The 13,658-nt window shown below is 61.8% G+C and carries 17 protein-coding genes and 1 tRNA gene; 10 read left to right on the top strand and 8 right to left on the bottom strand.

All coding sequences use genetic code 11. The features are described 5' to 3' along the window. Window positions 1-86: 86 nt before the first annotated feature. The 4 genes from folE (at window position 87) to AA309_RS07515 (ending at window position 3,516) form a co-directional block, all read left to right on the top strand. Window positions 87-719, top strand: coding sequence for a GTP cyclohydrolase I FolE (folE, locus tag AA309_RS07530; RefSeq protein WP_047188400.1), 633 nt, complete (start codon window positions 87-89; stop codon window positions 717-719). A gap of 29 nt (window positions 720-748) precedes the next feature. Then, a complete protein-coding gene (gene hisI / locus AA309_RS07525) occupies window positions 749-1,165 on the top strand; it encodes a phosphoribosyl-AMP cyclohydrolase (protein WP_047188399.1) in 417 nt (138 codons plus the stop codon). A gap of 81 nt (window positions 1,166-1,246) precedes the next feature. Further along, the gene (locus AA309_RS07520) at window positions 1,247-2,422 is read left to right on the top strand and encodes an MFS transporter (RefSeq protein ID WP_047188398.1); all 1,176 of its coding nucleotides are present in this window, start codon (window positions 1,247-1,249) and stop codon (window positions 2,420-2,422) included. Between the two features lie 74 nt (window positions 2,423-2,496). After that, entirely contained in the window at window positions 2,497-3,516 is a 1,020-nt protein-coding gene (locus tag AA309_RS07515; protein ID WP_047188397.1) for a patatin-like phospholipase family protein, read from the top strand. Here the strand turns inward: AA309_RS07515 and AA309_RS07510 are convergent, their stop codons facing one another. Together AA309_RS07510 and AA309_RS07505 are read right to left on the bottom strand one after the other, a co-directional pair. Then, window positions 3,517-3,948 (bottom strand): CBS domain-containing protein, encoded by a 432-nt coding sequence (locus AA309_RS07510; protein ID WP_047188396.1) that lies wholly within the window; start codon window positions 3,946-3,948, stop codon window positions 3,517-3,519. It lies immediately after the preceding gene. A 131-nt stretch (window positions 3,949-4,079) separates the two neighbouring features. Further along, window positions 4,080-4,898 (bottom strand): rhomboid family intramembrane serine protease, encoded by an 819-nt coding sequence (locus AA309_RS07505; protein WP_047188395.1) that lies wholly within the window; start codon window positions 4,896-4,898, stop codon window positions 4,080-4,082. A 295-nt stretch (window positions 4,899-5,193) separates the two neighbouring features. On the opposite strand from AA309_RS07505, the gene AA309_RS07500 reads away from it, so the two are divergent. Further along, window positions 5,194-5,877, top strand: coding sequence for a transglutaminase-like cysteine peptidase (locus AA309_RS07500; protein WP_047188394.1), 684 nt, complete (start codon window positions 5,194-5,196; stop codon window positions 5,875-5,877). 60 nt (window positions 5,878-5,937) lie between these two features. On the opposite strand, the gene AA309_RS07495 is transcribed toward AA309_RS07500, so the two are convergent. The 3 genes from AA309_RS07495 to cysE form a co-directional block, all read right to left on the bottom strand. Then, on the bottom strand, window positions 5,938-6,468 hold the full coding sequence (locus AA309_RS07495) for a gamma carbonic anhydrase family protein (protein ID WP_047188393.1): 531 nt from the start codon (window positions 6,466-6,468) through the stop codon (window positions 5,938-5,940). A gap of 56 nt (window positions 6,469-6,524) precedes the next feature. After that, on the bottom strand, window positions 6,525-6,737 hold the full coding sequence (locus tag AA309_RS07490) for a DUF3126 family protein (RefSeq protein ID WP_047188392.1): 213 nt from the start codon (window positions 6,735-6,737) through the stop codon (window positions 6,525-6,527). A gap of 82 nt (window positions 6,738-6,819) precedes the next feature. Further along, the gene (gene cysE / locus AA309_RS07485) at window positions 6,820-7,656 is read right to left on the bottom strand and encodes a serine O-acetyltransferase (RefSeq protein WP_047188391.1); all 837 of its coding nucleotides are present in this window, start codon (window positions 7,654-7,656) and stop codon (window positions 6,820-6,822) included. A gap of 79 nt (window positions 7,657-7,735) precedes the next feature. On the opposite strand from cysE, the gene AA309_RS07480 reads away from it, so the two are divergent. Further along, window positions 7,736-8,536, top strand: a complete 801-nt coding sequence (locus AA309_RS07480) for an enoyl-CoA hydratase (RefSeq protein WP_047188390.1) — start codon at window positions 7,736-7,738, stop codon at window positions 8,534-8,536. Between the two features lie 93 nt (window positions 8,537-8,629). Here AA309_RS07480 and AA309_RS07475 read toward each other — a convergent pair whose 3' ends face one another. From AA309_RS07475 to AA309_RS07465, 3 genes are all read right to left on the bottom strand, one after another. Beyond that, window positions 8,630-9,115, bottom strand: a complete 486-nt coding sequence (locus AA309_RS07475) for a class I SAM-dependent methyltransferase (protein ID WP_047188389.1) — start codon at window positions 9,113-9,115, stop codon at window positions 8,630-8,632. Between the two features lie 310 nt (window positions 9,116-9,425). After that, window positions 9,426-10,190: an alpha/beta fold hydrolase gene (locus AA309_RS07470; RefSeq protein WP_047188388.1), complete on the bottom strand. Its 765-nt coding sequence runs from the start codon at window positions 10,188-10,190 to the stop codon at window positions 9,426-9,428. 106 nt (window positions 10,191-10,296) lie between these two features. After that, window positions 10,297-11,136 (bottom strand): SDR family oxidoreductase, encoded by an 840-nt coding sequence (locus AA309_RS07465; RefSeq protein ID WP_047188387.1) that lies wholly within the window; start codon window positions 11,134-11,136, stop codon window positions 10,297-10,299. 149 nt (window positions 11,137-11,285) lie between these two features. Between AA309_RS07465 and AA309_RS07460 the strand changes: the two genes are divergently transcribed. The 4 genes from AA309_RS07460 to AA309_RS07445 all read left to right on the top strand — a co-directional run bounded on the left by AA309_RS07460 (window position 11,286) and on the right by AA309_RS07445 (window position 13,345). Next, window positions 11,286-11,666, top strand: coding sequence for a winged helix-turn-helix transcriptional regulator (locus AA309_RS07460; RefSeq protein WP_047188386.1), 381 nt, complete (start codon window positions 11,286-11,288; stop codon window positions 11,664-11,666). Window positions 11,667-11,744: 78 nt separating this feature from the next. Next, on the top strand, window positions 11,745-12,008 hold the full coding sequence (locus tag AA309_RS07455; RefSeq protein ID WP_047188385.1) for a zinc-finger domain-containing protein: 264 nt from the start codon (window positions 11,745-11,747) through the stop codon (window positions 12,006-12,008). Window position 12,009: 1 nt separating this feature from the next. Beyond that, the gene (locus tag AA309_RS07450) at window positions 12,010-13,197 is read left to right on the top strand and encodes an FAD-dependent oxidoreductase (protein WP_047188384.1); all 1,188 of its coding nucleotides are present in this window, start codon (window positions 12,010-12,012) and stop codon (window positions 13,195-13,197) included. A gap of 62 nt (window positions 13,198-13,259) precedes the next feature. Then, window positions 13,260-13,345 (top strand) — tRNA-Leu (locus AA309_RS07445). Window positions 13,346-13,658: the final 313 nt, after the last annotated feature.

The following is a 13,658-nucleotide window of genomic DNA, read 5'->3' as shown; positions in this document are numbered from 1 at the left end:
ATGTTGGCTTGGTACGGAAGACGGGTATGAGGAGCGCCGGAAGCATCTCGCTTCCGCACAGTGTTAGTTTAAGAAAGAGGCTCCACGTGAACGATGTGGTTAAGTCCTTGTCACCGCGTCTGATTTCAGCCGCCGACAAGCCTGCCGACCGCCCGACCCGGGAGGAAGCCGAAGCAGCTGTTCGTACCCTGATCCGTTGGGCGGGTGACGATCCGCAGCGCGAAGGCCTGCAGGATACCCCGAAGCGCGTCGCGAAGGCGTTCAAGGAATTCTATTCGGGCTACCAGGACGATCCGAAGGACGTCCTGAATAAAATCTTCGCCGAAGTCGAAGGCTACGACGATATCGTGCTCGTGCGCGACATCCCCTTCTACTCCCATTGCGAGCACCACATGGTGCCCTTCTACGGCATGGCGCATATCGCCTATTACCCGACGAAGGGCGTCGTGGGGCTGTCCAAGCTCGCCCGCCTCGTGGAGGTCTATGCCCGCCGTCTCCAGACCCAGGAGACCATGACGGCGCAGATCGCCTCAGCCATAGAGCAGTATCTCGAGCCTCGCGGCGTGGCGGTGATGATCGAGGCCGAGCACATGTGCATGTCCATGCGCGGCGTGCAGAAGGCAGGCGCGATGACCCTCACGACACAGTTCACCGGCGCCTTCAACGACGCCGCTGAGCAGGTGCGCTTCCTCACGCTCGTGAGACACGGTAAGGCTTGAGGTGAACCGCCTCTTCTTTTGAGAAACCCATGTGCGCGTCCTGCTCCAGCTCCTTTCCCGCTCCAGGCTCGAAGACTGACCTTGAAGAAGGAACGGTCCTCACTCCGCGCTTCAACGCGGATGGGCTCGTCACCTGCGTGACGACGGATGCGGCGAGCGGCGAGCTGTTGATGGTCGCGCATATGAATGCCGAATCCCTCGCCAAGACCCTCGAGACCGGAGAGGCTTGGTACTGGTCCCGCTCGCGCGGCGAGCTCTGGCACAAAGGCGCGACCAGCGGCCAGATCCAGACCGTCGTCGAGATGCGGATCGATTGCGACCAGGACGCCCTGTGGCTCAAGGTGAATGTCGCTGGTGACGGCGGCTGCTGCCACACGGGCCGCCGCTCCTGCTTCTACAGGAAGGTGGACACCACCGACGGAAAGGCGAGCCTCGTTCAGGCTTGAAGGCTAGCCTCTCAGGTATGAGGGGCTCTCTCCCATCCTCAGTGGGTTTCAAATCAGGCGGCGCCCGCTAAAAGCCTTTACATGACACAACGCGATCTTCTCCCGGCCCGCGCGGCCGTCAGCGCCACCTTCTTCGGCAATGGCTTCGGCATCGGCATCTGGGCCGCGCAGCTGCCCCGCTTCAAGGCCGAGCTTGGCCTGTCTGACGGACAGCTCAGCCTCGGCCTTCTGGCCTTTTCCATTGGAGCGGTGTTGCTCATGCCGATCATCGGCTGGGTGATCACGATCATCGGCAGCAGGCTCGCGACTCTCGTTGCGGCTCTTGCCTTCACGATGGGCCTTTTGCTGATCGGGCTTGCGCCTTCTTTGAGCCTCTTCGTCGCCACGTCCTTCCTGGCTGGCGCATTCAACGGCTCTCTCGACATCTCGATGAACACCAATGCCACGGTTGTGGAGAAAGCCTGGGGCAAGGCGATCATGTCGTCATTTCACGCCTTTTTCAGCCTCGGCGGCTTGGCAGGCGCAGCGCTGTCAGGACTGCTGATCGCCCTCGAACTCTCCATCTTCTCGACCCTGCTGGTCGCCTGTCTCAGCATGGGCGCCCTCTTCCTAGCCGCAGCCTTCGGCATGATGACAGAGACTGAACCGGCAGGAGACGCCGAGGGCCATGGCTTCGCCTGGCCTCGTGGACCCGTCGTGATTGTTGCCGTGCTCGCCATGTTCTGCTTCGTCGTGGAAGGCGCCATGGTCGATTGGACGGCGATCTACCTGCAGACCGTCACGGGCGCGGACCTGCAAACTGCGGTGAGCGGCTTCGCCGCCTTCTCGCTTGCCATGACCATCTGCCGTTTCCTGGGCGACTCCGTCGTGCGCAGATTGGGCCGCATTCGTACTGTGCAGCTTGGCGGCTTGCTGGCAGCGTCCGGCCTGCTCCTCGCCATCCTTCTATCGGAGCCGATCCCCGCCACTCTCGGTTTCGCGCTGGTCGGGTTCGGGCTCGCCAATCTGGTGCCGGTCCTCTTCAGCACGGCAGGACAGATGCCGGGCATCGCCCCGAGCGTGGGCGTCGCGATGGTGGCAACGCTGGGCTATGGCGGCTACCTCATGGGGCCGCCGCTCATCGGCTTCGGCGGCGATCTTTTTGGCCTGCGATCCATGCTGGGCGTGCTGATCCTCTTCTCCCTCACCATCAGCATTTTGTCGCAACGGGCCCTGCTCGCCACCACTGTTCAGATTTCCGAAACGCGACCTAAGTGAAACTTAAGGGCACCATTCATACGATCTTCACCAGCTTGGCGCATGAATGGGACGAACGGCCTTGGAGTTGAGCGATGTTGTGGGACGGGATTGCCCGGCGCAGCGCCGGGTCAGGAGGCGGCGGCGGGAGCATTGAAGAGATCAGGCAGCCCGTCGAGCGCAGCCCGCGCGCAAAGGTGAGGATCGGCTTGGCCCTTGGCGGCGGCGCAGCGAGGGGCTGGTCCCATATCGGCGTCCTGCGCGTTCTCGAAGAGGCGGGCATTATCCCCGATGTGATCGCCGGCTGCTCCATCGGCGCCGTGGTCGGCGGCTGCTATGCGGCCGGCAAGCTCGATGAACTCGAAGCCTTCGCCCTGTCCCTCACGAAGCGGCGGGTCATGGGCCTGCTCGATTTTCACTTCAGCGGAGCGGGCTTGATTGCAGGTGGACGCCTGCAGCGCCTCCTCGACCAGGATCTGACGGACCGTCGCGTCGAGGCGCTGCCCATCAAATTCTGCACCATCGCCACCGAACTCACGAGCGGCCACGAGATCTGGCTGACCCGTGGTCCGCTCGTGCCAGCGATGCGGGCTTCCTATGCCCTGCCTGGTGTGTTCGATCCCGTTCTGATCAAGGGGCGGTGGCTCATGGACGGCGCGCTCGTGAATCCGATTCCGATCACCGCTGCCCGCGCTCTCGGCGCAGATCTCGTGATCTGTGTGAACCTCAACGGTGAAGTGCGCGTGCGGGGGACGGTGATCCAGTCCTACGATGCGGAGCCGACCACCGACGAGCAGGAGATCGAGGAGGTCATCGAGGACGCGCCACGCAAATGGAGCCTCTTCTCGGCTTCGCGTGCAGAAAAGCAGCGCAAGCTCCCCAATGCTCCCGGCATGGCAACCGTGATGGTGGATGCCTTCAACATCACGCAGGATCGCATCGCCCGCTCACGCCTGGCCGGCGACCCGCCGGACGTCATGGTTGCGCCGAAGCTCGCGAAGATGGGGCTGTTCGAGTTCCATCGCGCACAGGAATGCATCGCGCTGGGGCGACAGGCCACGGAACGCGCCCTGCCGGATATTCTGGAGCTGATTCAGGAATCGCAAGGAGCGTGATCAGGCGGTCGCAATGTATTCCTTGATCGCCTGACTTTCGGCCTCGATCTCCTCGACACGTTGCTTCACCACGTCGCCGATGGAAATGATGCCGACAAGCTGCCCTCCCTCGACGACGGGCACGTGCCGGAACTTTTGCTGCGTCATCAGCTCCATCAGATCGTTGACGGAACTCCGGCTCGTGCAGGTGACGACCTGCCCTGTCATGAAGCGGGAAACGGGCTCATCGAGCGCCCGGGCCCCGTGAGCGGCAACAGCCTTGACGATATCGCGTTCGGAAAGAATGCCGGACACGGGCTGCCTACCATCCACCACGACAACGGCACCGATCCTGCGCTCTGCCAAAAGCCGCACTGCTTCGCCCAGAGAGCGGTCGGCTTCGATGGAGACGACATTGCGTCCTTTCACAGAAAGGATTCGATCGACGTTCATGCTTTTCCTCCCGTTGTGCGGGGCGAAGAACCGTGAGCCTTCGCAACCGCTCGGCTTTCAGAGGGGCTCTCCCATGAACGAGGGATGACCCTGCGTCAGTCATAGGATGATTGAGCGAAACCCCAGCACTTTCAAGCCGAGATACGCCTCCCACGTGCGGGGATGGGATCAAGCCAAGGGAAAATGAGCAGCCCCACCAGGAACCCGCCCACATGGGCCTCCCAGGCAACGCTCCCCTCGGCGAGGCCGATCGGCTGAATGAAAGCAAAGAGATAGTTGGTGCCGAACCAGACGATGAGGAAGATCAGGAACGGCCTGTTGCGGACCAGGTCGGCCAAAGCTTGGCGCGGCCGCTCATGCGGTTCGGCGAGCCGTCCCTCCCAATGCCAGCTCGCAGGCGCGAAGATGAACCAGGAAGCGGCAGCCATCAGGCCGGAAACAGCCCCGGAAGCCCCGATCATAGGGATGACCTGCATCGGGTTCATCGCTGCGTAAAGCACGCCGCCGCCGATCGCGGAGAGCGCCGAGAGAAGAAAGAACCGTCCATTCCCACAGCGCCGCGCAACGGGCGTGCCGAAGGCCGCAAGCCAGATGCTGTTGAGGAGCACGTGCGCCCAGGAGCCGTGCAGGAACGCATAGGTCAGCGCCGTCCAGGGGCGTCCCTCGCCGTCGCCCAGGATGTACTGAGCAAGACCGGCCAGGGGCTCCAGAGCGTCTTCCGATGCCCCGTCCTGCATAAGCCGCACGATGTCCTGGCTCTCCACGCCTCCGTAGGCGACTGCCCAGCGGGCGGGGATCACGGACCAATCGATGATCGTCTGGAAATCGGTTTCTTCGGAGAAGAAGAACATGCGGAGCGCATGGATTGCCACCAGAGCGAGAATGCTGAAGGTCACGACCGACGGCAGATTAAAAATCGGCTCGCGGGCACGGAGCTGACGCATGGGCATGGACAACTTTTTCATGGGCTGTCAGCATGAAGGAATCGGAGCGGACAGCGGGCGACGATCTTTCTAACTTAAGCCTTCTATGTGGTCTGCAGCGCAAGCAAAACCATATGCTTAGCCGTATCTTCCGATAACCCAGAGGAATGCTTTCCTCATCGCAGCCGGGACTCATACTTTTTGTTAACTATAAAGGAACCACGTTCGAGCGCGACGCGTTAACTCACCTTTTACTTTCCGCTTGAGCCTGAAATGCAACCATGTCAGTTTGGTTAAAAGAACATTAACCGGCTGGTGGGGCATGCGGCAGGATTATTTCAAAGACGGCTTTTTCAGCGGCCTTAATGGGAAGTTTTCCTTCTCAACTAATTTCATCAAAGCAGCTTTCGTTTCGGCTTTCGTTGTTTTCGCAGGTGGCGCAGCCCAGGCTCAGACCCTCGCCTCCCTGCCCGCCTCCAGCAACCCGATCGCGAGCATTGGTGCGGCCAAGCCTCTCGTGGCGTGGTCGAAGTTCTGCGACAGCAATCCTCGAGAATGCGCCGTCGATGTGACGGAGCCGGAAGTCGTCGACCTGACCCCGCAGGTCTGGAAGACCATCGTGTCCGTGAACCAGCGCGTGAACTCCAGCGTCAAGGCCGTGACCGATGCGGACCACTGGGGCACCATCGATATCTGGGGCTTTCCAGATGACGGTCGTGGCGACTGCGAGGACTTCCAGCTCCTCAAGCGCAAAATCCTCTCCGAGAACGGCCTTCCCCGCCGCGCCATGCGCATGACCGTCGTGATCGACGAGCTCGGCGAAGGCCATGCGGTGCTGGTGATTCGCACCAATCGCGGCGATTACGTGCTCGACAATAAGACCTCCTCAGTCCTTCCCTGGAGCCGTACGGGCTACGTCTACATCAAGCGCGAGAGCCAGGACACGGTTGGCTGGGTTTCGCTGGGCGGCATCGCCACCTCGCCAACCACCACCGCGAACCGCTAAAACAAAAAACCAGCGCTTGAACGCCGGTTACCATCTTCCGAATTCAAAGCATGAGGCGGGTCAGTCGATCCGCCTCATTCCTTTTGCGAAGCGCTTCCAGTTCGAGACATAGTTCTGCGCCGACCAGCGCAGCTTCTCGATAGCGGCATCGTCCAGCACACGGATCGCCTTGGCCGGTGCGCCGACGATCAGGGAATTGTCCGGGAACTCCTTTCCCTCTGTGAGAAGCGCATTGGCTCCCACGAGGCAGTTCGCGCCGACCCGCGCATAGTTGAGCACGGTTGCCCCCATGCCGATCAGGGAGTTCTCGCCAATGGTGCAGCCATGGAGGATCGCCTTGTGCCCGATGGTGCAACCGGCACCGACCGTGAGCGGCGCGCCCATATCCGTGTGGAGCAAGGCCCCTTCCTGAATATTGGTGGCCTCCCCGATATCGATGAGCTCATTGTCGCCGCGCAGCACGGCTCCGAACCAGATGCCCACGTCGTTGCCAAGCTGCACCTTGCCGATCACATGGGCATCGGGAGCGATCCAGAAACGGCCCGCTTCAGGTAGGATCGGAGAAACATCATCGAGGCTGTAGATCGGCATGGCTCGCCTTAACTGAAAACGGCAGAACCTGGGGGTTCTGCCGCGAATGATGCCGCTTAGTCCTCGAGGTCCGTATCGAGGATAGCCATGGTGAAGTTGTAGGAGCGGTCTCCATCCTCGTCATCGACGAAGAGAACGCCGACGAATTCCTCACCGATATAAACCTCCGCCGAGTCGGTCTTCTTGGGGCGACCGACAACTCGGATCGAGTGGTTCGCAAAGGTCTGACGCAGGTAGCGTTCGACTTTCGCCATCTCCGTTTTATCCACTACAGGTCCTTTCTTTCGTTTCCGGCCTCAGCCATTGCCATGCCGGGCCAACGCGGGCAAGCGGAGTTGGGTCCTTTCCCCGTCAGATGCCATCCGCCTCCGAGAGAAGGTGATCCATGGCGCGGGCGGGCTCGTCACATCCGGCCGTGCCGACGACCTTGGCCGGTACACCCGCCACCGTCGCATTGTGGGGCACGGGCTTCAGAACCACGGACCCGGCGGCGATTCTCGCACAATGGCCGACTTCGATATTGCCGAGGATCTTGGCCCCGGCCCCGATCAGCACGCCGTGCCGGATCTTGGGATGGCGGTCGCCCCGCTCCTTACCGGTGCCACCGAGAGTCACGTTCTGGAGCATGGAGACGTTGTCCTCAATGACGGCGGTGGCGCCGACCACGAGGCCAGTGGCGTGATCGAGGAAAATGCCATGCCCGATCCGGGCCGCCGGATGGATATCGGTCTGAAAGGTGTCAGACGAGCGGCTTTGGAGATAGAGCGCGAAATCCTCCCGTCCCTTGGTCCAGAGCCAATGGGCCAGACGGTGCGTCTGAATGGCGTGAAAGCCCTTGAAATAGAGCACGGGCTCGATAGCCCGGGTGACGACCGGATCACGGTCGAGCACGGCGTTGATATCCGCGCGGAAGGCCTGGCCGATGCTTTTGTCCTGCTCCACAGCCTCCAGGAAGACCTGCTCGATGATGTCCGCAGGCAAGGCCGTGTGCCCCAAGCGCGATGCGACGCGGTGGATCACCGCCGCTTCAAGGCTCGGCTGATGAAGGATGGCGCTCAGGATAAGTCCAGCCAAAGCGGGCTCGCGCTGAACGATGGCGTCGGCCTCGGTGCGGAGACGATTCCAGATCGGATCGACCTTGCCGGCAAGAAAATCCGGGTTCCCGGACTTCAAGCGGGTCTGCGTCATGATAATCTCCCTGCCGGCATAAGCATCCAAACCGCATACATAAGAAGCCTCAGCCCCTTACCATAGATCCGCTCACATCATGAACGCCTCTTTTTCGCCTGTCTCGCCCAAGCTCACCACCTCCATCGACGGCCCCGTCGCAATGCTCGCCATCAACAATCCGGCCAAGCACAATGCCGTTGACCTCGGAATGTGGCAGGCCCTTCCGGGAATCATCTCGAGCCTGGATCAGGATGAGCGTGTGCGGGTGGTCATCCTGCGCGGCGCAGGAACGGAGTCCTTTGCCTCCGGTGCCGACATCGCGGAATTCGAGACCGTGCGGGCCGATGCCGAGGGAGGACGAGCTTATGAAGCCATCAACGAGGCGGCCTTCTGGGCCGTTGCCCATTGCTCGAAGCCGGTGATTGCCATGATTCGCGGCTTCTGCCTCGGCGGAGGCTTCGGACTCGCGCTCTCCTGCGATCTTCGCATCGCTTCCGAGAATGCCACCTTCGGCATTCCGGCTGCGCGCCTCGGCGTCGGTTATCCGCCAGGAGCGATGAAGCTGATCACGGCCACGGTCGGCGCACCGGCGGCCAAGGACCTGTTCTACACGGCCCGCCGCATCGGCGCGGACGAGGCGCAGCGCCTTGGTGTCGTCCAGCGCGTGGTGCCCGATAGCAGCCTGGAGAATGCCGTTCTCGCTCTTGCGCATGACATTGCGAGGAACGCGCCGCTCACGATCCGCGCCGCGAAAGCCGCTATCGACGCCGCCATGGGCATCGGGCACCCGAACATTGATCCCGTCGCCTTGGCCGATCAATGTTTCGACAGCGCCGACGCCGTCGAAGGACGCACAGCGTTTCTCAAGAAACGTCAGCCCGTTTTCACGGGGCGCTGATCCTTAGAGCTGTTTCCCTCGGCATGGAATCAGCTGTCTTGTTTGCTGGGCCGCATTTTTGAAGGTGAACCTGATCCACTGCACCGAAAAAATCTAGCGGCGATAGACGAAGTAGCGGCCCTCGGCGACGCCTGTTTCAGATGAAATGTCTTTGCAGCAGGCAAGCTCGAAGGCGCGGTCGGCGAGAAGAAGACCGCCCGGCTGCAGCAGGTTTTCGAGCAGCGGCGCGAGTCGCCTCGCGAGTTGGCGATTGGCCTCTTCATCGCCTGAGCCGATATCGGTATGAACGAGCGCCGCGCAGCCTGAGCCGAAGCGCTCGATGAAACGCGGCAAGGCCTCGAACACGTCGCCGACGAGCAGATATGGATCGGGCGGAATGCAGTCGGGATGAGCTGCGGGCGAGCGCTCGAACACATAAATCTCGCGTCCCGGCAGCCGACTGCGCAGGTGATCGTAGGTGCGCCCGTTGCCAAGGCCGAGTTCGAGCACCAGTCCTTGAGGGCTGATCCTGCTCGTCGCCCAATCCAAGAGATCGCGCTGAGCCGTCAGTCGTCGGATGGCGCTATCGAGTCTGGTCATCCACCTCTCCTTCGTGAGGAAGGTGGGAGAACGAGACCTCAAATCAACGGCCCGTCGCTCTTCCCTGTGCCTTGTGGGAAACTAAGGGTAGGGGCGGAAAGTCGGAGCGCTCCACGTAATCCGGTAAGCGCGATAGCAAGATTGCGTCCTGGCCGGGCTCGTCCCGGCCATCCACGTCTTCAGAAACGTTGCGCCAACAAGACGTGGATCCCCGGGACAAGTCCGGGGACGACGGGGAGCGACCGCGTTCAATTTCTCACCCGGTCGCACCACCCCGCCCACAAGGGCAAGGGCAAGTGGAGTGCTACGCTCAAGGCCTCTTGCTCAAAAACTCCAGCACGCCCTGCTTGTGCACCTTGTCGCCGACGGCGAGGTTGTGATCGCGGCCCCGAATGTCGAGCGCGGTTGCGTTCGGCAAGAACTTCACGAGTTCGGGCCCGGAGCCTGCCACGTCATCGTTGGTGCCGACAGCCACCAGCGTCGGAAGCGTGATGGAGGCCACTTCCTCCTTCGTCAGCGCCTGACGCGAGCCGCGAATGCAGGCCGCGAGCGCCTTCAGGTCACTGCCGGTCTGCTCCGCGAAGGCACGGAACATGCGCTGCATGGGATCGGTCAGATCGTCGAGGGAGCGCACCTCCATGGCATGGGCGATGCCGAGCGGCAGACCGACGCCGTCGATCAAGTGAATGCCGAGGCCGCCCAGAAGGGCGGAGCGCATCCGTTCCGGCGACGCCAGCGCCATATGCGCCGTGATGCGCGCTCCCATGGAATAGCCCATCACATCCGCGCGCTCGATCTCGAGATGATCGAGCAGGCGACGCGCATCTTCCGCCATGCGGTAGGAATGGTAGGCTTCGGGGTCGTAGAGCTTCTCGCTCTCGCCATGTCCGCGATTGTCGAGGGCGATCACGCGATAGCCCTCGCGCGTCAAAGTCTTCACCCACAGCGTGTTGACCCAGTTCACCGCATGGTTCGATGCGAAGCCGTGAATGAGCAGGATCGGATCGCCCTGCCCCTCGTGGGGAGGAACGTCGATGTAAGCGATGCTGACGCCGTCGGAGTTGAAATAGCGCATGGACAATCTGGAGAGCTGGTGTCGATTGCGGCGCAACCTAAGCACCCGCCCTCCCGAATGCAACGCTCGCGGCAACAGGTCTGCCGGACGCCGAAGTCCTGGGTCATCAGGCCGCAAAGATGGCCGCATGTTCCTGGGCATAGGCCTCGACGGAGCGCGGAGCCTTGCCCGTGAGAGTCTGGACCGCGTTCGACACGGCAGCCGTCCAGCCTTCGCGAACCGGATGGAAGATCGAGGCGAGGAACTCCGCATAAGCATTCGGCACGCCGGCATTGACCAGCATCGTGACGAACTCGGCATCGGACGAAGCCTTGTAGGCAATCGATCGGCCCGACGCCTTCGAGAGGACCGCAGCCGCATCGCCATAGCTCAGCGCCTCCGGACCGGTGAGATTGAAGGCCTGACCATCGAACTTGTTCGAGGTCAGCGCGGCAGCGGCGGATGAAGCAATATCGCGTACGTCGATGAAGCTCGACTTGCCCTGCCCGGCCGGAACCGCAATCACGCCGTGCTTGATGCCCTCGAGCCAAAAGATCTGGAAATTGTCGGTGAACCAGTTCGGACGCAGGATCACATAAGGCGTACCGGAACGCTCGAGGAAGAGCTCGACTTGGCGGTACGGGATGCTGTCATCCGCATCGACGCCGAAGACCGATTGCAGCACGATCTTCACCTTGCGCTCGATCGCGAGCTTCAGGAACGGTAACAGGGTACCCGGAATGTCGAGCGTACCGGTGGGTGCCAGAACGTAGGCGCGATCGACGCCCTCCAGGGCTGGGGCATAGGTTGCCTGATCGGCGAAATCGAACTTAACGCCCTCGGCGCCGCTCACCGGGTTGCCCGAGCGGGAGGCCGCCTTCACCGGCTCGCCTTTGGCTACCAGCTCGGCTATCAGCGGCTTGCCAACATTGCCCGTTGCGCCAAGAACCAAAATCTTTCCTGCCATCGTCATCTCCTGATAGGTTGGTTTCCAATAGGTACTAGGTGCCTATCCGGAATATTGACTGACATTCGGATATGTTGCTGTAAAGAACGCACCTTAAAGTGCCATGGTCACCTGGAGGAAACCAGGTGGGTGTGAGACCGGAGACGGAGATGACCACCTACGACGTCTATGCGAAGAACTGCCCGACCCGCTTGGTTCTCGACCGGCTTGCCGACAAATGGGCCCTTCTGGTGCTCAACCGCCTGCGGGAGGAGCCCGTGCGCTTCAACCAGCTGCGCCGGGACATCGAGGGCGTCTCTCAGAAGGTTCTGACACAGACCCTGAGGAACCTCGAACGGGACGGGCTGATCCGCCGGCAAATCTTCCCCACGGTGCCGGTAACGGTGGAATATTCCCTGACGCCCTTAGGCCAGACGCTGACCAGGACCGTGGCCGCCCTGGCCCATTGGGCCGAGGAGAACATCGATGCGGTGCTGACCGCCCAGCAGACGTTCGATGCCTCGCGGGCCAGCCATGCACACCTGCGATAGGAGCAAATTTTTGCTCTAGGCGCATGGCCATCCGGCCATTATGGTGCGCGCAAATTTCACCGCTTCAGAGCAACGGCAATGGCTGACAAAGGCACACCCCACTTCCACAACGATCCGGGCGTTCCCGTCATTCACGTGGGCTCGAAGGAGTTCATGTGCATCGGAGCCACGCCTCCTTTCGATCATCCCCATATCTTCATCGATATGGGCTATGACAACGAGACGATCTGCTCCTACTGCTCGACTCTCTTCAAGTACGATCCTTCCCTGAAGCCCGATGAAGCTCGCCCGGCGGAGTGCGTCTGGGAGCCTGACTTCGCCACCGACGCTTCCTCGCGCTAAGGTGTCCGGCCTCACCATCGCCATTGTCGGCGCCGGGATCGGCGGCCTGACGGCAGCTTTGAGCTTTGCCCGCCAGGGCCATTCCGTGACGCTCATCGAGCGTCGCACAGGCTTCAGCGAAGTGGGAGCGGGCCTTCAGCTCTCGCCCAATGCCAGCCGCATCTTGGCCAGGCTGGGCTTGAGCCCCGCCCTGCGCCGTGTCGCGACGATGCCGGACCGCGTGGTCGTGCGCGGCCTCTCATCCGGCAAGCGCATCGGGGAAATTGCCCTCGGTGCCTACATGCAGCAGCGCTACGGTGGGCCCTACTGGGTCATTCACCGAGCGGACCTGCAGACCATCCTGCTCGACGCCGTTCGCTCCGAGCCCTCGATCCGCATCATCACAGGGCGCAAGGTCGAAGAGGTGCGCGACGGGCTCGATCGCGCCGAACTCATCTGGACTTCTTCCAACGGCTCGCGCGAGGGCATGACGGCTGACGTGGTGATCGGTGCCGACGGTGTCTGGTCGAAGGTCCGACGGGCCATCGGCGACAAGGCTCTCCCGACATTTCACGGCTATGTCGCCTGGCGCTCCACTTTCGATCGCAAGATCGCGCCACCGGAACTGGCCGGCAATGAGACCGGCCTCTGGCTCGGCACCAAAGGCCATGTTGTGCACTATCCGATCTTCAGCGGCCACCTCATCAATGTGGTCGCTATTGTGAAGACCGATGAGCCCGTCGAGGGCTGGGCCGCGCCTGGCCGAGCCGAGGATCTTCTCGCCTATTACAGCGCCGCAACCCCTGCCCTGCGCGAGCTCCTGAAGAAGCCGCAGGAATGGCTGCGATGGTCGCTGTTCCGCCATCCCATCAAGCGACTCTCTCAGGGCCGCATCGCGCTCATGGGCGATGCCGCCCATCCGGTTCTGCCGTTCCTGGCGCAAGGCGCGGCGCTGGCCATCGAGGATGCAGCAACCCTCAGCGCTCTTCTGGCCCGGAATCCGCAGAACGTCGTGCAGGCGCTGTCGGATTATCAAGAGCATCGTTTTGAACGTGTCACCCGCATCCAGGCCGAAGGACGGCGGAACGGGCGCATTTATCATTCAGGCTCTCTCGTGGCCCTGGGCCGCGACAAGATCATGCAGATGATTGGACCTGAGAGCATGTCCAACCGGTACGACTGGATCTACGGATTCCGGACACCGGAGTAATGATCTGGGGAGCGCAGCAGACTTGCGCTCCTCGCAAGAGCCCGGTAACCCTCATCCTCAATGCGGACGTGGCGAAACCGGTAGACGCAAGGGACTTAAAATCCCTCGGGCCTTGCCCGTGCGGGTTCGACCCCCGCCGTCCGCACCAACCTCCTTGGAAATGCTTGCCCCATAAGAAGTTCTTGTGCTTCAAAGGGTTCGGTCGCCCCACCGCTACAAAGGGCGCTACAAATGGCAATTCCAATGACTACCCTCAAACGTGCTCCGAACGGTGACTGGTTTGCCCGTAAAGACACCCCGAAGGACATCCGCGATTCCTATAAAACTGCCTTTGGGGTGTGCCAGGAGGAGCGTTTCAGGCTTCAGGCGTCCTGCTTCTATGTCGATGGGCCGAGCCAAGCAAGAGCTTCGGGACTGGGACGCCACCATCACGAGCTGCATCGAAGCTTTAAGAGCCAAGA

Source organism: Microvirga vignae (assembly GCF_001017175.1).
GTDB classification, from domain to species: Bacteria; Pseudomonadota; Alphaproteobacteria; order Rhizobiales; family Beijerinckiaceae; genus Microvirga; species Microvirga vignae.
The sequence above is the reverse complement of the archived record's forward strand: the minus strand, read 5'-3'. Positions and strand labels throughout refer to the sequence as shown.